This window comes from Pseudomonas sp. FBF18, from assembly GCF_024261405.1.
GTDB lineage: Bacteria > Pseudomonadota > Gammaproteobacteria > Pseudomonadales > Pseudomonadaceae > Aquipseudomonas > Aquipseudomonas palmensis.
Genome location: NZ_QKRS01000011.1, coordinates 134,562 through 153,650, shown reverse-complemented (window position 1 = coordinate 153,650; position 19,089 = coordinate 134,562). Strand labels below are relative to the sequence as shown.

Annotated in this window: 10 protein-coding genes; all 10 read left to right on the top strand. The window is 64.6% G+C overall.

The features are described from left to right. The first annotated feature begins 18 nt into the window (after nucleotides 1–18). The 10 genes from flgG (at nucleotide 19) to DN387_RS17970 (ending at nucleotide 19,006) form a co-directional block, all read left to right on the top strand. The gene (gene flgG, locus DN387_RS18015; protein WP_043861787.1) at nucleotides 19–804 is read left to right on the top strand and encodes a flagellar basal-body rod protein FlgG; all 786 of its coding nucleotides are present in this window, start codon (nucleotides 19–21) and stop codon (nucleotides 802–804) included. Nucleotides 805–857: 53 nt separating this feature from the next. Then, the gene (gene flgH / locus DN387_RS18010; RefSeq protein ID WP_043861788.1) at nucleotides 858–1,553 is read left to right on the top strand and encodes a flagellar basal body L-ring protein FlgH; all 696 of its coding nucleotides are present in this window, start codon (nucleotides 858–860) and stop codon (nucleotides 1,551–1,553) included. Nucleotides 1,554–1,565: 12 nt separating this feature from the next. Beyond that, nucleotides 1,566–2,675 (top strand): flagellar basal body P-ring protein FlgI, encoded by a 1,110-nt coding sequence (locus DN387_RS18005; RefSeq protein WP_054915656.1) that lies wholly within the window; start codon nucleotides 1,566–1,568, stop codon nucleotides 2,673–2,675. Between the two features lie 10 nt (nucleotides 2,676–2,685). Further along, nucleotides 2,686–3,891, top strand: a complete 1,206-nt coding sequence (flgJ, locus tag DN387_RS18000) for a flagellar assembly peptidoglycan hydrolase FlgJ (RefSeq protein ID WP_043861789.1) — start codon at nucleotides 2,686–2,688, stop codon at nucleotides 3,889–3,891. A gap of 10 nt (nucleotides 3,892–3,901) precedes the next feature. Continuing rightward, a complete protein-coding gene (gene flgK, locus DN387_RS17995; RefSeq protein ID WP_054915644.1) occupies nucleotides 3,902–5,941 on the top strand; it encodes a flagellar hook-associated protein FlgK in 2,040 nt (679 codons plus the stop codon). Nucleotides 5,942–5,954: 13 nt separating this feature from the next. Continuing rightward, a complete protein-coding gene (locus tag DN387_RS17990) occupies nucleotides 5,955–7,538 on the top strand; it encodes a flagellar hook-associated protein 3 (RefSeq protein ID WP_054915643.1) in 1,584 nt (527 codons plus the stop codon). Between the two features lie 70 nt (nucleotides 7,539–7,608). Beyond that, nucleotides 7,609–11,166: a glycosyltransferase gene (locus tag DN387_RS17985; protein ID WP_054915642.1), complete on the top strand. Its 3,558-nt coding sequence runs from the start codon at nucleotides 7,609–7,611 to the stop codon at nucleotides 11,164–11,166. 57 nt (nucleotides 11,167–11,223) lie between these two features. Then, nucleotides 11,224–14,010 (top strand): glycosyltransferase, encoded by a 2,787-nt coding sequence (locus DN387_RS17980; protein ID WP_082405756.1) that lies wholly within the window; start codon nucleotides 11,224–11,226, stop codon nucleotides 14,008–14,010. Between the two features lie 219 nt (nucleotides 14,011–14,229). Continuing rightward, nucleotides 14,230–15,393, top strand: coding sequence for a dTDP-4-amino-4,6-dideoxygalactose transaminase (rffA, locus tag DN387_RS17975; RefSeq protein ID WP_054915641.1), 1,164 nt, complete (start codon nucleotides 14,230–14,232; stop codon nucleotides 15,391–15,393). Between the two features lie 37 nt (nucleotides 15,394–15,430). Further along, nucleotides 15,431–19,006, top strand: a complete 3,576-nt coding sequence (locus DN387_RS17970) for a glycosyltransferase (protein ID WP_054915640.1) — start codon at nucleotides 15,431–15,433, stop codon at nucleotides 19,004–19,006. Nucleotides 19,007–19,089 lie beyond the last annotated feature (83 nt).

Genomic DNA, 19,089 nt, shown 5'->3' with positions numbered 1-19,089 from the left:
GCGCACGAGGAGAACAGCATGCTTCCGGCTCTTTGGGTCAGTAAAACCGGTTTGTCCGCCCAGGACACCAACCTGACCACCATTTCCAACAACCTGGCCAACGTCTCGACCACCGGCTTCAAGCGTGATCGTGCCGAGTTCCAGGACCTGCTCTACCAGATCAAGCGCCAGCCAGGTGCACAGTCGACCCAGGACAGCGAGCTGCCATCGGGTCTGCAGGTGGGTACTGGTGTGCGCATCGTCGGCACCCAGAAAAACTTCAGCACCGGCAGCCTGCAAACCACCGAGAACCCGCTGGACATGGCCATCAACGGTCGCGGCTTCTTCCAGGTACTGCAGCCAGACGGCACCGTTTCGTACAGCCGTGACGGTACCTTCCACCTGAACTCCGATGGCCAGGTGGTCACCGCCAACGGTTTCGCCCTCGAGCCTGCCGTGGTCGTGCCGCCAGACGCGCAGACCTTCACCGTGGGCCAGGACGGCACCGTATCGATCACCACCGCCGGCAACCCGGCCGCGCAGATCATCGGCAACATCCAGACCGCCGACTTCATCAACCCGGCCGGCCTGCAGGCCATGGGCAACAACCTGTTCCTGGAAACCGCCGCCAGCGGTGCGCCGCAGATCGGCACGCCGGGCCTGAACGGCTTCGGTACCACCCTGCAGCAGACCCTGGAAAACTCCAACGTCAGCACCGTGGAAGAGCTGGTCAACATGATCACCACCCAACGTGCCTACGAGATGAACTCCAAGGTGATTTCCACCGCCGACCAGATGCTCTCGTTCGTTACCCAGAACCTGTAAGTGAAGCCCCAGGGGCGCTGATGCGGCGCCTGTTACACCGTGAGGTCAGAGTCATGAGCCGTTTGTTGTCCGTATTCGCCCTGGGTGGGGTGGTGTTGCTGGCCGGTTGCGTCGCGCCGACGCCAAAGCCCAACGACCCGTACTACGCGCCTGTGTTGCCGCGTACACCCCTGCCTGCAGCGGCCAACAACGGCTCCATCTACCAGGCCGGTTTCGAGCAGAACCTGTACAGCGACCGCAAGGCGTTCCGGGTGGGCGACATCATCACCATCACGCTCAACGAGCGTACCCAGGCGAGCAAGAACGCCAACTCGCAGATCGCCAAGAACAGCAAGGCCGAGCTTGGCCTGACCTCGCTGTTCGGTGCCGGGGTCAACACCAACAATCCGTTTGGCGACGGTGACCTGAGCCTCAGCGCCGGCTACAGCGGCGACCGCGCCACCAAGGGCGACAGCAAGGCGGCCCAGGGCAATACCCTGACCGGTTCGATCACCGTCACCGTGGCCGACGTGCTGCCCAACGGCATCATCGCGGTACGCGGCGAGAAGTGGATGACCCTCAACACCGGCGACGAGCTGGTGCGTATTGCCGGCATGGTACGCGCCGACGACATCGCCACCGACAACACCGTGCCGTCGACCCGGGTCGCCGATGCGCGCATCACCTATTCGGGCACCGGCTCGTTTGCCGATGCCAGCCAGCCCGGTTGGCTGGACCGCTTCTTCATCAGCCCGCTTTGGCCTTTCTAGGTTCGGATGATCATGTTCAACATCAAGCAGCTGATTGCCGCGACTGTCCTGTTGTCCACCGCGTTCGGCGTACATGCCGAGCGCCTCAAGGACATCGCCAGCATTTCCGGCGTGCGTACCAACCAGTTGATCGGCTACGGCCTGGTGGTGGGGCTCAACGGCACGGGTGACCAGACTACCCAGACCCCGTTCACCCTGCAGACCTTCAACAACATGCTCTCGCAGTTCGGTATCAAGGTGCCGCCGGGCTCGGGCAACGTGCAACTGAAAAACGTCGCGGCAGTGTCGGTGCACGCCGACCTGCCGGCGTTCGCCAAGCCGGGCCAGGTGGTGGACATCACCGTGTCGTCCATCGGCAACTCCAAGAGCCTGCGCGGCGGCAGCCTGCTGATGACCCCGCTCAAGGGTATCGACGGCAACGTCTACGCCATTGCCCAGGGCAACCTGGTGGTGGGCGGCTTCGATGCCGAGGGCCGTGATGGTTCCAAGATCACCGTCAACGTGCCATCGGCCGGGCGTATTCCGGGCGGTGCATCGGTAGAGCGCTCGGTGCCGAGCGGCTTCAACCAGGGCAACAGCCTGACCCTGAACCTCAATCGCCCCGACTTCACCACCGCCAAGCGTATCGTCGACAAGGTCAACGAACTGCTCGGCCCTGGTGTGGCCCAGGCGCTGGATGGTGGCTCGGTGCGCGTCACCGCACCCCTGGACCCGAGCCAGCGCGTCGACTACCTGTCGATCCTGGAGAATCTCGAGATCGACCCCGGCCAGGCAGTGGCCAAGGTCATCATCAACTCGCGTACCGGTACCATCGTGATCGGCCAGAACGTCAAGGTATCGCCAGCGGCGGTCACCCACGGCAGCCTGACCGTGACCATCACCGAAGACCCGATCGTCAGCCAGCCCGGCCCGTTCTCCAATGGCGAGACGGCAGTGGTGCCGCGCTCGCGGGTCAACGCCGAGCAGGAAGCCAAGCCGATGTTCAAGTTCGGGCCGGGCACCACGCTCGACGAGATCGTGCGTGCGGTCAACCAGGTGGGCGCGGCCCCCGGTGACCTGATGGCGATTCTCGAAGCCCTCAAACAGGCCGGCGCGCTGCAAGCCGACCTGATCGTGATCTGAGGGGCTGGTCATGGATATGCCTAAAAGCGGCATCAGTGCCGCCGACAGTGGTGCCTACACCGACCTCAACCGCCTCAACTCGCTCAAGGTGGGTGATCGCGACAGCGACGCCAACCTGCGCAAGGTCGCCCAGGAATTCGAGTCGCTGTTCCTCAACGAGATGCTCAAGTCGATGCGCTCGGCCAGCGATGTGCTGGCCAAGGACAACCCGCTCAATACCGAAACCACCAAGCAGTACCAGCAGATGTACGACCAGCAGCTGGCGGTGAGCATGTCCCGCGAGGGCGGCGGCATCGGCCTGCAGGATGTGCTGATGCGCCAGCTGTCCAAGCAGAAGGCCACCAACGCTGCAGCGGCGGCCAGCAGCCCGTTCCCGCGGGTCGATCTGCAGCAGCGCAGCCTGTGGGCGACCAAGGTGGCCGAGCCACTGCGTGATGCAGCCAGCACCAGCCACCGCAACGACATGGCGGCGCTCAATTCGCGGCGCCTGGCGTTGCCCGGCAAGCTCACCGATCGCCTGCTGGCCGGTATCGTGCCGTCGGCAGATGGCACGCCAGCCACCACCAATACCGCCGCGTTGCCGCAGCGCACCACGGCCATGACCGATGCGCTGGTCAAGGGCGACTGGGCCCCGGCCCAGACTTTTGCCGCGCCGGGCTCGATGCGTATCTACGGACGTGCCGTGGCGCAGCCGCCACTGGCCCCGGCCAAGCGCGCGTTCGATTCCAGCGACGAGTTCGTCACCACCATGCTGCCGATGGCCGAGCAGGCCGCCAAGCGTATCGGCATCGACCCGCGGTACCTGGTGGCACAGGCCGCCCTGGAAACCGGCTGGGGCAAATCGGTGATGCGCCAGGCCGATGGCAGCAGCAGCCACAACCTGTTCGGCATCAAGGCCACCGGCAACTGGAAAGGCGATCAGGCACGTGCGATCACCAGCGAGTTCCGTGACGGGCAGTTCGTCAAGGAAACCGCTGCGTTCCGTTCCTATGACTCCTACCAGGACAGCTTCCACGACCTGGTGAGCCTGTTGCAAAACAATGCTCGCTATAAAGATGCGGTAAATGCGGCCGATAAGCCTGAACAGTTTGTGCGAGAGCTGCAGAAGGCCGGGTATGCAACCGATCCGGACTACGCCAGCAAGATCTCGCAGATCGCAAAACAGATGAAGTCGTACGAGAGCTACGCAGCTGTCGCTACTACAACGAAACTATAAGGTTTGAATTATGGCGAGTTTGATCAATATCGGCTTATCCGGTGCCAGCGCTGCCCAATCGGGCATGCACACCACGGGTAACAACATCGCTAACGTCGATACCGCTGGTTACTCGCGCCAGCAGAACATTCAAAACTCCAAGAGTTCGATCCGCGAAGGCCAGGTGTTCATCGGCACCGGCACCACGCTGGCCGATGTGCGCCGCGTGTACAACAACTTCCTGGAAAACCAGCTGCGTACCACCAACTCGCTGAGCAGCGAGGCCAACGCCTTTCTCGACCAGGTCAGCCCCACCGACAAGCTGCTGTCGGACAAGGACACCGGTATCACTGGCGCCCTGCAGAGCTTCTTCACCGCCCTGCAGAGCGCTGGCGCCAAGCCGACCGAAGACGCCTCGCGCCAGTTGCTGCTGACCAGCGCCCAGGCACTGAGCAAGCGCTTCAACACCATCGCCGCGCAGCTCAACCAGCAGAACACCAACATCAACGGCAACCTGTCGTCGATGGCCACCCAGGTCAACAACCTGACGGCCACCATTGCCAACTACAACGACCAGATCTCCCGCGTGTCGTCATTGCAGGGCAGCCCCAACGACCTGCTCGACAAGCGCAACGAAGCGGTGCGCCAGCTCAGCAACCTGGTGGGCGTGGATGTGGTCGAGCGCGAGGGCAACCTCGACGTGTACCTCAAGAACGGCCAGTCGCTGGTGCTCGGCAAGACCACCAACACCCTCGAGACGGTGAACAGCCCGACCGACCCGACCCGTTCCAACCTGGTGCTCAACCGCGGCACCACCAAGATCGATATCACCAACAGCGTCAGCGGTGGCGAGATCGGCGGCCTGATCACCTACCGCAATGACGTGCTGGAACCGGCGCTCAACGAACTCGGCCGTGTGGCCCTGGTGGTGGCCGACCGGATCAACAGCCAGCTGGCGCAAGGTATCGACAAGAACGGTGACTTCGGCGCGACCCTGTTCAACGATATCAACAACGCCACCATGATGGCTCAGCGCAGCATCGCCAAGGCGGGCAACAACGCCGCCACCGGCAGCCTTAACGTCAACATCAAGGACACCGGCAAGCTGACCACCAGCGACTACCAGGTGACCTTTACCGACGACAACAACTACACCGTCACCCGGCTCCCGGGTGGCACTGCAGTGGGCTCCTACAAGCTGGACGAGACGCCACCGCCGGTGATCGACGGCTTCACCCTGGAAATGAACGGTGGCCTGCCCAGCAAGGGCGACTCGTTCAAGATCACCCCGACCCGCGGCGCCGCGGGAAGCCTCGACACCGTGCTCACCGACCCCAAGCGCATCGCGCTGGCGGCGCCGCTGACCGGCACCAGCGGTGCAGGCAACCAGGGTACCGGCATCATCGGTCAGCCCAACCTGACTTCGATGATCGACATCTACGACTCGGCCCAGCGCATCGAGCTGCAGAACGGCCTGAAGTACTCGACGCCGGTCAAGCTGGTGTTCGGTGATGAAAGCACCAACCCGCAGACCTACAAGATCCACAACGCCCAGGGCGATGAAATCGGCAGCGGTACTATCATTCCGGGCCAGGAAAACAAGCTGCAGATCAACGTGCCGATGGTCGATGCCAGCGGCAACCCGGTGGGTACGCCACAAAAGAACATCACTTTTGAAATGACCGTGGCCGGTTCGCCCAAGCAGGGCGACAACTACACGGTGGGCATGACCGGTGCCGGCTCGGCCGACAACCGCAACGGCCAGGCGGTGATCGATCTGCAGACCAAGGCCACCGTCGACGTCGGCCCCAACGGCAAGGGCATCAGCCTGACCGACGCCTACGGCAAGCTGGTGGAGAACGTCGGCGGCAAGGCGGCCCAGGCCAAGCTCGATACCGAGGCCACCGGGGCCCTGCAGAAGTCTGCGGTAGCCGCCAGCGCTTCGGTGTCCGGCGTCGACCTGGACGAAGAAACCGGCAACCTGATCAAGTTCCAGCAGTACTACACGGCCTCCTCGCAGATCATCAAGATCGCGCAGGAAATTTTCTCCACGCTGATCAACAGCCTTTAAGGAGTCGTAGATCGTGCGCATTTCCACCGCCCAGTTCTACCAGACCAGCACCTCCAACTATCAGGCTAACTTCGCCAAGGCCGTGGAGTCCCAGCAGCAGGCCAGTGACCAGTTGCGCGTACGTACCGCCGCGGACGACCCGGTCGGTGCCGCGCGCCTGCTGCAACTGGAACAGCAGAACAACCTGATCACCCAGTACAGTGGCAACATCTCCAGTGCACGCTCCAGCCTGGGCACCTCCGAGGCCACCCTCAACAGCATCACCAATGTGCTGTCGCGGGTGAAGGAGCTGGCGATCGGCGCCGGCAGCGGCAACATGACCGACAACGATCGCAAGGCCAACGAGCAGGAGTTGTCGCAGCTCGAAGAGCAACTGTTCAGTCTGATGAACAGCCGCGACGAGAACGGCAAGTACATCTTCTCGGGTTCGCGTGGTGACACCCAGCCGTTCGAACGCAATGCCGATGGCACCTACTCGTACAAGGGCGACCAGAGCACCACCAACCTGCAGGTCGGTGACATGCTCAGCGTGGCCACCAACGAGACCGGCTACGACGTGTTCCAGAAGGCGCTAAACACCAGCCGCAGCCAGACCACCATGACCGCGCCTGCCAACCCGGCCGACGTGCGTGTCAACCTGTCCAATGGCCAGGTCTCCGGCAGCTCGACCTACAACGACCTGTTCCGCAGCGGCGAGCCGTACAAGATCGAGTTCGTCAGCGCCACCGAATTCAAGATCACCGACGTCAACAACGTCGACCGTACCCTGGAAGCCACCAATGGCGGGGTCTTCAACCCGAAGGGCGGCAACACCACCATCAATTTCCGCGGCGTCGACATCCGCATGGAAGTCGGCCTGCAGGGCGACGAATTGACCGATCCCACCGCCGCTGACGACGCGGTGCGCGGGCACGAGTTCACCCTCGCTTCCAAGCCCGACGAAATCACCGGCACCCGCAGCCCCGGCAACGTGTCGCCCGACGGCCAGCTCAGCGGCCTGTCGATCGCGGACAAGGCAAAATACGACGCTGCGTTCCCCGGTGGCGGTGCGGTCGTCAAGTTCACCAGCGACACCACGTTCGATGTCTATGCGCAGCCGATGACTGCCGACAGCCGTCCTGTGGGCAGCGGTGATACCACCGTCAGCCCGACCCGTGTGGCCGGCGTCGACTTCACCTTCACTGGTACTCCGAAAGATGGCGACCAGTACTCGGTGCAGGTCAACAACCACCAGAACCAGAACGTGCTCGACACCATCCATCAGTTGCGTACCGCGCTGCTGACACCTGTCGACAACGATCCGACAGCCCGCCGCAACTTCCTCGCGTCGATGGACTCGGCTATCTCCAACCTGGCCAGCGCAGCGGACAAGATCGCCGAATCCATCAGCTCCATCGGTGGACGCGGTGCGGCACTGGATGTGCAGGCAGAAACCAACGAAGCCTTGCAGTCGGCCAACACCATCACGCAGAACTCGATCCGCAACGCCGACCCTGCCGAGACGATGATCCGTCTCACGCTTCAGCAGAACATGCTGCAAGCCTCGCAACTGGCCTTCAGCAAGCTGGCCGCGCTCGGGCTGTTCAACCGGCTCTGATTGACCCTTTTCTGCAGTACCCACCCGGGGGCGCTCAGTCGCCCCCGGGGTTTTCTCCAGGTCTATCTCAATGAACGAACTGCCGCTCGTCAGCATCGCCATCCCCGCGTTCAACCCCGAATTTTTCAGCCGCGCCCTGCACAGTGCCATTACCCAGCGTTATGCCAATGTGGAAGTGGTCGTGTGCGACGACAGCCAGGGTGACGAGATCAAGGCGATTTTCGACCTGTGGGCAGGCCAGGCCACGTGCGCGCTGCGGTATGTGCGCAACCCGTCGACGCTGGGCTTTTCGCGCAATGTGCTGATGTGCCTGGAGCAGGCGCAGGGTGAATTCATCAAGTTTCTCTGCGATGACGACTGGCTGGTGAGTGACTGCATCGCTCAGTCGGTGCAGGTGATGCTCGACTGCCCGGATGTGAATGTGCTGGTTCACCATCGGCTGATCTGCGCGGCGGACGAGACGCTGCTGCCTATGCGCCCGGCCAACTGCATGATTTCCCCCAGCAGTGCGGTGATCAACGGCGGCGATTTGCTGGAAGCGCTGGAGAGCAGCCTGCCGAACCTGTTCGGTGGCATCAGCCATGCCCTGGTGCGCCGCGCCCAGGTTCAGGCATTGCTGCCGCAACTGGTGCAGGACGGCGAGGGCTTTCGCGCGCGTCTGGTCGAGGCACTGTTCATCTGCCTGCTGCGCCGTGGCCACCTGGCCTACCTGAACACCATGCTCAGCCTGGAGCGCGTTCACCCTGGGCGCTTGAGCCATCACCCCAGCATGACCCTGGCTTTCGCTACCGAAAGCGAGTGGTTGCGCCAGATGCTCGCCTCGCGCACCAGTGAACCGGCGCCGGCCAGCGGTTGGGTGCGGCACATACCACTGGAGCTCTACACCGCCGGCGCTGACAAGGCCTGGGAAGAGTTCGAGCTGACGCGCCTGTATGCGCGCCAGGTCGCCAGCTTTCAGCAACAGGTCGGCACCAGCAGCCTGAGCTTCACCGAGCTGTACGGCGAGTGGCTGGGGTGTCGGGTATTGTCGGCGGCGCAGCTTGACCTGCTGCCCAAGCGCATTGCGCAATGGCCGCGTCGCCCGCGCATCGACGTGCTGGTGCTCGCTGCCCAAGACGATGGCGTGGCACTCAAGGCCACGCTGGACAGCCTCGAGCAACAGTCCTATGCCGCTGCGGCCATTTGCGTGCTGGGCCCGGCAGCGCTGCAACCGTTGAACCCCAAGCTCGTGCAGGTGCACGCCCAGGGCCACGCCATCGAGCAGCTCAATGACTGCGTGACCCGCGATGGGGCGGGTGACTGGGTATTCCTGCTGCGTGCAGGCGACTGCCTGCACCCGCATGCGTTGGTCATCATGGCCGAGCGCATGGCACTGCAACCCGACTGCGCGTGCCTGTACACCGATGAAGGCACCCACGACAACCTGCAGCCCAGCCAGCCGATCTTCAAGCCGGACTTCAACCTGGACCTGATGCGCAGTGTTCCCTACGTAGGCAGGCTGCTGGCCTTCGATACCGCCCGGGTGCGTGAGCAGGGCGGTTTCGACCCGCAGTTCGAGTCGCTGGCACCCCACGACATGCTCTGGAAACTGGTCGAGAGTCAAGGGTTGGGCGCGGTGGGGCATGTCGCCGAGCTGCTGGTGCAATGTCGCTACGGCTATGAGGCCTGGCAGCGGGAAGCGGCCTGTGCCGTACAGGCACCCAGGGTGCTGCGTGCGCATCTGGCACGCCTGGGCGTCGAGGCCGAGGTGGTCAGCGCCGAAGGCTCGATGTTTGCCCATGTGCAGTATCGACATGCCGATACGCCGGCGGTGTCGATCATCGTTGCCGCAGGCGATGACGTAAAGGCACTGACGCGCTGCGTCGAATCGATTTTCGAGCACACCGCCTACCGCAACTACGAGATCCTGATTGCTGTCAGTGGTCGTGAGTCGATGCCAGTACAAGGCTGGCTTGCTGCAATGCAGGGGCTTGGCAGCGAGCAGTTGCGCATTGTGCCGGTAACCTCGGCGAATGGCCCGGCGCTTTACAACCAGGCCAGCCTGCAGGCACGTGGCAGCTACCTGCTGTTGCTCGATTCGGACTGCGTGTTTTTCGACGCGCAATGGCTTGATGAACTGGTAGGTCAGGCCCAGCGCCCAGAGGTCGGCATCGTCGGGCCAAAATTGTGCAACCAGACTGGCAACGTGACCGGAGCAGGCCTGGTGCTGGGGCTGCACGGTGTTGCCAGCAGTCCGTTTTTCGGCCAGCCCGCAGACGCCAATGGCTACATGAATCGGTTGGCTTGCGTGCAGAACTACAGCGCCGTGAGTGGCGTCTGCCTGATGGTACGTCGCGAGCTGTTCGACCAGCTTGGCGGTCTGGACGGCGAAACCTTCTCGACCGGCTTGAGTGATGCCGACCTTTGCCTGCGTATGCGCGACCATGGCTATCTGATCGTCTGGACTCCCTTTGCGGTGGTTGCCAAGGCCACCTCGCAGACGGTGGCCCTGGACGAGCAGCACAAGGACAGCTTCTACGAGCGCTGGCTGCCGCGCGTGGCCAATGACCCGGCGTACAACCACAACCTCAGCTTGCGCATGGCCAGTTTCAACCTGGAGCCGGGCCTGCGCGAGGGATGGGTGCCGTTCATCCAGCCGGTGCTGCCTTTTGTCATGGCCTTGCCAATCAACACCACTGCGGTCGGACACTATCGCGTCAGCCAGCCGTTCAAGGAGCTGGAACGGGCCGGCTGGATACAGGGACAGTTGAACTATGTGCTGCCGAGCATGGTGGAGCTTGAGCGTTGCAAGCCGGATGTGATCATCCTGCAGTGCCGCTATACCACCGGCTCGCTTGAGGAGATGGCGCGCATCCAGCGACTTTCTTCGGCTCGGCGCATCTACGAGATCGATGACTACATCATCGATGTGCCCGAGAAGAATGAACACCGGCGCAACATGCCCGGCAACATGCGCGAAATGGTCAGCCGCGGTATCGCCCTGTGTGATCGGGTGGTGGTCTCCACCGAGCCACTGGCCGACGCGCTGTCGAGCATGCACCGGGATATTCGCGTGGTCCCCAACATGCTCTCGCGCTCGTTGTGGGGCGGCCTGAAGGGGCGCCGCCAGACGTCGGCGCGTCCGCGTGTCGGCTGGGCGGGCGGCACCAGCCACCGCGGCGACCTCGAACTGCTGGCCGAGGTGGTCAAGACCTTGGCCAATGAGGTCGACTGGGTGTTCTTCGGCATGTGCCCGCAGCTGCTGCGTCCCTACATCAAGGAGTTTCATGCCGGCGTGCCGCTGCACCTGTACCCGCAGAAGCTGGCGGGCCTGAACCTCGATCTGGCGCTGGCGCCGCTCGAGCAGAACCTGTTCAACGACTGCAAGAGCAACCTGCGCCTGCTGGAATACGGTGCTTGCGGTTTCCCGGTGATCTGCACCCAGACCAAGGCCTACGGTGGTTACCTGCCCTGTACGCGGGTCGCCAGTAACACCACCGAGCAGTGGCTGGACGCGATCCGCATGCACCTGGCAGATCCGCAGGCCAGTTATCGCCAGGGCGATGCGCTACGCGAAGCGGTACTGCGTGACTACGTACTCAATACACACAATCTGCAGCAATGGGCCAACGGCTGGTTGGCCGATTGACCTCCACCGGCCGGCAAGTCGCCTGGTCGGGCATCCAACAACAGAGGTAGGTGCTTTATGACTGACAACGCAACCGGGTTGGGCAAAGACGTTACGGTCGTGCTGCTGGGGCATGAAGAGCAGGGCTATCGCGAGCGCGCACTGCATTACTACAAGACGCAGGGTCTCGCCTGTGCAGTGGTCGAGCACGCCTCGTCGAACCTGACTGGCGATGCCTGCACCCAGGGGCTGCAGGCGCTGCTTTCGCAGCTTGCAACGCCGTTCGTGAGCCTGGCGCTGGATACCGACTTTGTCCGTGTTCAGGCCCTGGAGGCTGCGGCAGAGCATCTTCATGCGCACCCGCAGTGCCAGTTGGCCCAGGGCTACGTGCTGGGCTACGCCCCCGGCAGCAAGCAGGTGGCCTACCACAAGATCGGCGATGCACTTGATGCCGCCGTTGGCGAAAACGCACGTGTTGCCATCGAGCAGTATGCCGCCAGCGGACAGTCGGCCTGGCGTGCGCTCGTGCGAGTACCGACGCTGCAGGCTGTGCTGGCGACCTTGCCCGCCGGGCTCGATTTCGATACCTGGCTGGTGGTGGTGTCGTACTCGATGCTCGGCCAGGGCGCGCTCAAGCGGCTGGACCAGACCGATGCGCTGGTGCAGTACGCCGAAAGCCGGCTGAGCCAGGTCGAACGCGAAGAGCAGCGAGTGCGTGCGGTGCGCGTGCTGCGCCAGTGGGACGCCGACCACCTTCGGCTATGCGCCGACGATGAGGGCTTCACCGTCATCGACCGGTTCGTTGGCGCCACCCAGGGTGGTGTTGCTACCGATCTGCTGTTCACCTCCACCTGGAGCGGCATGAATGCAGCGCCCGAGCGCAGGTTCGAGCCGCGCCAGTTTGTCGAGCTGCCTTACTACAATGCGCCGTTGTTCGAGGTACTGACCGGTCTGGAGTTCCTGTTGCACGCCTGGCCTGTGGGACAGGCCCATCGGCAGGCGGTCGAGGGTACCTGGGTGAGCCAGTTCGAGCTGTTGCGCGAGCACCCCAACGACACCGTCGATACCCTGAGGGCACGCTACTGGCAAGCGTTGGACCTGGGGGTGTTCACCCCCGAGGTTTGCCGCCGTCTGCTTGCGACCCTGGTGGATGAGGACGTCCAGGCCGATGCCCGCGAGCTGCAGGCATGGCTGGAACGCCTGGATGGTCTGCCGGGCATCGACCCGGCCGCGTGGCTCAGGGCCACCGCCTCGGGCCTGGTGCAGGAGTCGATTGCCGCTGCCACGCCGGACGCCGCCACCCAGCAGCGCATCGTCGCCCACCTGAGCAAGCAGCGTGCTGCGCAGATCGCCTTCGTGGTTGTCGACCTGGAAGACGACAACGGCGCACTGCAGAACACCTTCGACAGCCTGTTGGCCAGTGGCCTGCGCGACTTCAAGCTGGTCGTGCTCAAGGCCGGCAAGCCGCCGGTGGTGACCACGCCCCGCGATACCCTGCATTTCATCCAGGTGACGCCGGGCAATTTCGTCTCCCACCTGAACCAGGTGGCGCGTCAGGTACCAAGTGAATGGCTGTTGCTGCTGCAGGCCGGCGACCTGCTGACCGTGGGCGGCTTGCTGCGCCTGCAGGTGGAGCTGGCGTCAGCCCCGGGCTGCCTGGCCATCTGCGCCAACGAAGTGCAGCGCGACTCCGACGGGCGTCTGGTCAGCGTGGTGCGCCAGGGTGGCAACCTGGACCTGCTGCGCAGCCGTCCCGACCTGATGTCGCAGCACTGGCTGGTACGTCGCGAGGCAGTGGTCGAACTGGGCGGCTACAGCGAAACCTACCCGCAGGCGGTGGAGTTCGACCTGCTGCTGCGTCTGGTCGAGCACAACGGCCTGAACTGCCTGGCACACATGGACGAGTACCTGGTGATCGGCCGGGGCGGGCGTGAGGGCATGGCCCAGGACGCGCTTTCCACGCTCAACCGTCACCTGGTGGCGCTGGGCTACCGTGGCCAGGTCAATGACGCAGGCGAGGGGCAGTTGCAGATCGACTTCCGCCATCAGTCCACGCCACTGGTGAGCATCCTGATCGCGGCCGACGATGACCTTGAGCAACTCAAGGCCTGCGTGGTCAGTGTGCTGCAGCGTACCCGCTACCCGCGCTACGAAGTGCTGGTGGCCTGCCGCGACACCCTGGCAGACCTCACGGTCGCTGCGCTGCAAGGGTTTGGCGGGCGGGTCAAGCTGCTGGCCGGCGAACACGTGCAGTCAGCCTCGCAGCTCATCAACCTGGCTGCCGTCAACGCCAGTGGCGAGTACCTGGTGCTGCTCTCCAGCCGTTGCCAGGTGGTGACGCCGGCCTGGATCGAAGCCCTGCTCAACCAGGCCCAGCGCCCTGAAGTGGGCGTGGTGGGTGCGCGTCTGGTGGACCGCGAAGCCGCCATCAGCCATGCCGGTTACGAACTGCTTGCCGGCGCCCAGGTGCAGTCGCCCTGGCTGGGGGTGTCGACGCGCGACAGCAAGGCGTCGCTGTGGTCGGGCGTGGTCCGCAGTTGTGCGGCGGTGTCGGCTGACTGCCTGATGGTACGCAAGGCACTGTTCGAGCAGTGCGATGGCCTGTCTGCCGAGGGCGGTGCCGACATCGAGCTGTGCCTGAAGGCAGCCGATGCCGGCCTGCTGGTGATCTGGGCGCCACAGGCGCAGTTGCTCAGCGACCAGGTGCCGATGCCGGATGCCCAGGCCTGTCAGGCGCTGGAAGGCCGTTGGCCGGCTGCGTTCAGCAGCCGGGTGATCATCGACGGCCGGTTTGGTGTCGATGTGTCGCGCTCGGTCGCTGCCGGTGGTTCGCCGGTGCTGGAGTGGCTCGCCGACCTGGGCTGATGGCGCGGGTTTTGCAAAAGCCGGGTTTCGTGCCCGGCTTTTTTGTGCCCGACCCGCTCAGGCATGAGCGCCGCGTCAGGATCATGCCGGGGTACGGCAGTTTATTGACAGCCATCGCAGGGCGGGCGGGCTTTTCAAGCCGCAGGTGCGCCGTTGTGATCGCCTGAAAAACCTACACAGATCGTATCGGCCCCAGGGCCGTGCGATGGAGGCGTTACCGTGAGCAAACAGGTTATCCCTTTCAACAAGCCGTTCGTGGTTGGCAAAGAGCTGTTCTACATTGCCCAGGCGGTCATGAACGGCTCCATTGCGGGGGACGGCGAATTCACCACGCTGTGTCAGGGCTGGCTGGAAAACAACCTGGGCTGTGAAAAGGCGCTGCTGACCCATTCGTGCACCGCTGCGCTGGAAATGGCCGCGATCCTGGCCGACGTCGGGCCGGGCGACGAAGTCATCATGCCGTCCTTCACCTTCGTCTCCACGGCCAATGCCTTCGTGCTACGCGGCGCGGTACCGGTGTTCGTGGACATTCGCGACGACACCCTGAACCTGGACGAGCGCCTGGTCGAGGCGGCCATCACCGACAAGACCAAGGCCGTGGTGGCGGTGCACTACGCCGGGCAGCCGTGCGACATGGATGCCTTGGCGCAGATCTGCGAAAAGCATGGCCTGTTCCTGATCGAGGATGCCGCCCAGGCGATCCTGGCCCGGGACCGCAAGCGCGCCCTGGGCACCATCGGGCACCTGGGCTGCCTGAGCTTTCACGAAACCAAGAACGTCATCAGCGGCGAGGGCGGTGCCCTGCTGATCAACGATCCGCGGCTGGTCGAGCGGGCCGAGATCATCTGGCAGAAGGGCACCAACCGCAAGGCCTTCAGCCGCGGCGAAGTGAGCAAGTACACCTGGGTGGATGTCGGCTCGTCGTTCCTGCCCAGCGAGCTGACGGCCGCATTTTTGTACGCGCAGCTCGAGCATGGCGAGCGCATCAACAAGCACCGTCGGACCCTGTACGAGAAGTATTTCAGCCTGCTGCGACCGCTGGCCGCCGATGGTCTGTTTCAGCTGCCGCGTACCCTGGACGACAAGCCGGCCAACGCACACATCTTCTACCTGCTGATGCGCAGTGTCGAAGAGCGCACGGCGTTGATCGCGTTTCTGCGCGAGCATGGGGTGAATGCGGTGTTCCACTATGTGCCATTGCATGACTCGCCAGCCGGCCTGCGTTATGCGCGCAGCAGCGGCCAGTTGCCGATCACCACGGATGTCTCGCAGCGCCTGTTGCGCCTGCCGTTGTTTTCCGACATGCGTAGCCGCCAGGTGGCGCATGTGTGTGCGTGCATCGCGCGCTTTTTCCAGGACAAGCCTTCGAGCGCCTCGCGCTGACAGCAGCACGCCCCTAATCAGAGATTGGAGTTTCACCATGTCGCATGCCTCGCAGGTCGACGCGCAGGTCCTTGAGCAGGCGTTGTTTCGACACACCCTGATGTTCGCCAAACCCGAACACCCTTACTACATCATGGCGCCCGACTACCGGGACACCTCCTCGGGCATCGTGTCGCTGCACTACCTGTGTCACGTGCTCAACCTGAACGGGCGCGAGGCGTATCTGTGCGGGCCCAAGGTGGTCAACCCCAACCTGAAGACGCCGCTGCTCGACGCCGCCACCGAGCAGCGGCATCAGCAACACGGCAAGGTGGCCATCGCCGTGTATCCGGAGGTGGTGGTCGGCAACCCGCTGGGGCGCAGGGTGGTCTCGCGCTTTTTGCTGAACTTCGAAGGGCTGATCAACGGCAAGTCGATGGAGGCCGCGCCCACCGACCTGCTGTTCTACTACGGCCCGGCGCTGGCCAAAAAACGCGGCCACGCCAACCCCGACCTGCTGGGCCTGCCGGTGCTCGACATCGACCTGTTCAAGGCGCCGCCGGCGGGCACGCCACGCAGGGGTTGCTACCTGTATCAGAATCGTCATCCCCTGGAGCAGATCGACTACTCGCTGTTGCCCGAGGGTATCCAGCTGCTGCGCATCGCCAATGCGCTGCCGCTTCATGAACTGGCCCAGGTGCTGCGCTCGGCCGAGGTGATGTACAGCTACGAATGGTCGATGACCTGCGTGATCGCCGTGCTGTGTGGCTGCCCGGTGATCTTCATGCCCGGTAGTGGTGTCGACCAGGCGTTTCTCGAAACCGGCTTCCTTGGCAGCGCCGGCTTTGCCCTGCTTGACCAGCCGGACGCGCTGGCCACCGCCAGGGCAGGGGTGGAGGGGGCATTGCAGCGCTACGTGCTGGCAACGCTGCCGTTCTGGCAGCAGCTGGATACGTTCATTGCCAAGACCCAGGCCGCGGCCGCGCTCGAAGCGGCGGACCTGAACCTGGGCGTGCTGCCCTGGTTGCGCGAGCGCCACCCTGATGCCCAGCAGCTGCGCCTGATCAACGAGCGCCTCGACAGCCAGCCGATGCCGGTCATCGGTGTGCTTGTGCTGGATGACGGTGATGATCGCCAGCGCCTGGCCGCCACCCTGGCCAGCCTGGGTACGCAGCGCTGCCTGTACCCGCACCTTGAGGTCAGCGTGCTTGGCAACCAGTCGTTGGCCGACCCGCAGGTACGGCATGTGCTCTGTGCCCGGGAGCGGCAAGCTGAAGCCATCAATACTGCGCTGCAGCACAGTCGGTGCGACTGGTTCCTGATCGTGGAGGCGGGCGTCGAATTCACGGCCTCGGGCCTGTTGATCGCGGCACTCGAGCTGGGCGGTGCCGAGGCCGGTTGCCTGGCGTACATGGCTGATGAAGCGATGCGCGCGACCAACGGCAGCACCGACATCGCACTGCGACCGGATTTCAACCTCGACCTGCTGCTGAGTTTCCCGGCGAGTCTGTCGCGGCACTGGTTGTACCAGCGCCAGGCCTTGTTGCAACGGGGCGGCTTCGCCCTCGACTGCGTTCGGGCCTTCGAGCTGGAGTACCAGCTGCGTCTGGTCGAACAGCAGGGCCTGGGCTGCGTGGGGCATGTCGCCGAGCCGTTGCTGATCGGCGAGGCCCTGCCGTTGCGTGATTGCGCCCACGAGCGCGCGGTGCTGGAACGCCACCTGCAGGCCCGCGGTTACACGCAGGGGCAGGTCGCGGTGCTGGCGTCGTCGCCGGGCCGTTATCGTCTCGAGTACGGGCATGCCCAGGCCGCCTCGGTGAGTATCCTGATCGCCCTGGAAGGCAGCGTCGGCCACTTCCAGCGCTGCATCGAAACCTTGCTGGAGAACACGACGCTGGCTGGCGGCTTCGAAGTGCTGTTGCTGGCGCCGTCTGCCCTGGACGAGGCTGCCCGTGAATGGCTGGCGATGGTCGAGCAGATCGGCGGTGAGCAGATTCAGGTCCTGCACTATGCTGCCGGCCAGTCGCGGGTTGCCATGTGCAATCACGCGGCGCAGCAGGCCCGTGGCGATTTCCTGCTGTGGCTGGATGCGCGTGCGGGGATCCTCGCGCGCGACTGGCTGCAGCAATTGCTCAATCACGCCCAGCGGCCCGAGGTGGGCGCGGTGGGGGCCAAGCTGCTGGCGGCCGACGGCAAGGTCCGGCATGCCGGCCTGGTGCTGGGGCTCACCGGCCTGGTGGGCTCGGCATTCGACGGGGTCGATCATCAGCAGGCCGGTTACATGGGGCGGCTGCAGGTCGATCAGGACTGTTCGGCGCTCAGTGGCGAATGCCTGATGCTGCGCCGGGCGCTGTTCCTCGAGGCCGGCGGCTTTGCCGAAGATCCGCTGCTGGCCCGCTGGGTGGATGTCGACCTGTGCCTGAAGCTGCAGGAGGCCGGTTACCTGAACGTCTGGACGCCCCATGTGCAATTGCTGATGGACGCTTGCGAGCGCGACGCGGCGACCACGGAGCAGGAGGACGCTCTGCTGGCCCGTTGGCTGCCACGCCTGGCCCGCGATCCGGCATACAACGCCAACCTGTCGTTGCAGGTGCCGGGTGGCTTTGTCCGGGCGAGCAACTCGCTGGTGTGGAACCCGCTGAAAAGCTGGCACCCGCTGCCCATGTTGCTGGCTCACCCGGCCGACCTGCAGGGCGCCGGCCAGCAGCGCATCGTCGAGCCGTTCAAGGCGCTGCGCGAGGCGGGGTGGGTGGACGGGCTGGTCACGCCGCACCTGCTGTCTGCCGTGGAGCTGGAGCGCTACGCACCGGACACCGTGCTGCTGCAGCGCCCGCTCGATGACGCGCAACTTCTGGCCATGCGGCGCCTGCGGGCGTTCTCGCGGGCGTTCAAGGTGCTCGACGTGGACGGCTATCTGCCGCAGATGCGCTTGCAGGGCGCGCATGCCGGGTTTGGCGCCGACGAAATCAGCCAGCGCTTGCAGAGCGCGGTGATCCTCGCCGATCGCATCATCGTGCCTGCGCCCGCGCTGGCCGAGGTGCTGGCAGGCCAGCACGACGATATTCGTGTGCTGGAGGCCAGCTTGCCGGGCCGATGGTGGCGCAATCTCCAGGGCAAGCGTGGCATGGGCAGCAAGCCCCGTGTCGGCTGGGCCGGGGCGGTGGATGCCGACCTGCTGGTCGATGTGGTCAGGACGCTGGCCGCGGAGGTGGAGTGGGTGGCGCTGGGCGACTGCCCCGAGGCCCTGCGCCCCTACATGAAGGAGGTACACGCCGCCGTCGCCCCCGAACGGCAGGCCGCAGCGCTGGCCGCGCTCAACCTGGACCTGGCGCTGGCGCCCATGGCCCAGAGCCTGCTCAATGCCTGCTCGGGCAACCCGGGGTTGCTGGAGTACGCCGCCTGTGGCTACCCGATCATCTGCAGCAATGTGCCGGGCTTTGCCGGTGTCGATGTGCTGCCGCTGACCCGCGTGGCCAACACCACGGCCGACTGGCTGGCCGCGATCCGCCTGCACCTGGGCGACCCGCAGGCTTCCGCCAGCCTGGGCGAGGTGCTGCAGGCCAGCGTGCGGCGCGACTGGCTGCTCGAGGGCGAGCGCCTGGCGCTGTGGCGCGCGGCCTGGCTGGCGGGCTGAGTGGTTTTGCAGGGCGGTCGGGCCTTCCCGACCTGGCCGTCCTCACGTGACCGTGAAGTGCTGTGCACAAGCATCGCCCTGGT

What these genes read in the sequence shown, in the direction of transcription:
- flgG (WP_043861787.1), top strand. Translation starts at nt 19, where the DNA reads ATGCTTCCGGCTCTTTGGGTCAGTAAAACCGGTTTGTCCGCCCAGGAC.
- flgH (WP_043861788.1), top strand. Translation starts at nt 858, where the DNA reads ATGAGCCGTTTGTTGTCCGTATTCGCCCTGGGTGGGGTGGTGTTGCTG.
- DN387_RS18005 (WP_054915656.1), top strand. Translation starts at nt 1,566, where the DNA reads ATGTTCAACATCAAGCAGCTGATTGCCGCGACTGTCCTGTTGTCCACC.
- flgJ (WP_043861789.1), top strand. Translation starts at nt 2,686, where the DNA reads ATGGATATGCCTAAAAGCGGCATCAGTGCCGCCGACAGTGGTGCCTAC.
- flgK (WP_054915644.1), top strand. Translation starts at nt 3,902, where the DNA reads ATGGCGAGTTTGATCAATATCGGCTTATCCGGTGCCAGCGCTGCCCAA.
- DN387_RS17985 (WP_054915642.1), top strand. Translation starts at nt 7,609, where the DNA reads ATGAACGAACTGCCGCTCGTCAGCATCGCCATCCCCGCGTTCAACCCC.
- DN387_RS17980 (WP_082405756.1), top strand. Translation starts at nt 11,224, where the DNA reads ATGACTGACAACGCAACCGGGTTGGGCAAAGACGTTACGGTCGTGCTG.
- DN387_RS17970 (WP_054915640.1), top strand. Translation starts at nt 15,431, where the DNA reads ATGTCGCATGCCTCGCAGGTCGACGCGCAGGTCCTTGAGCAGGCGTTG.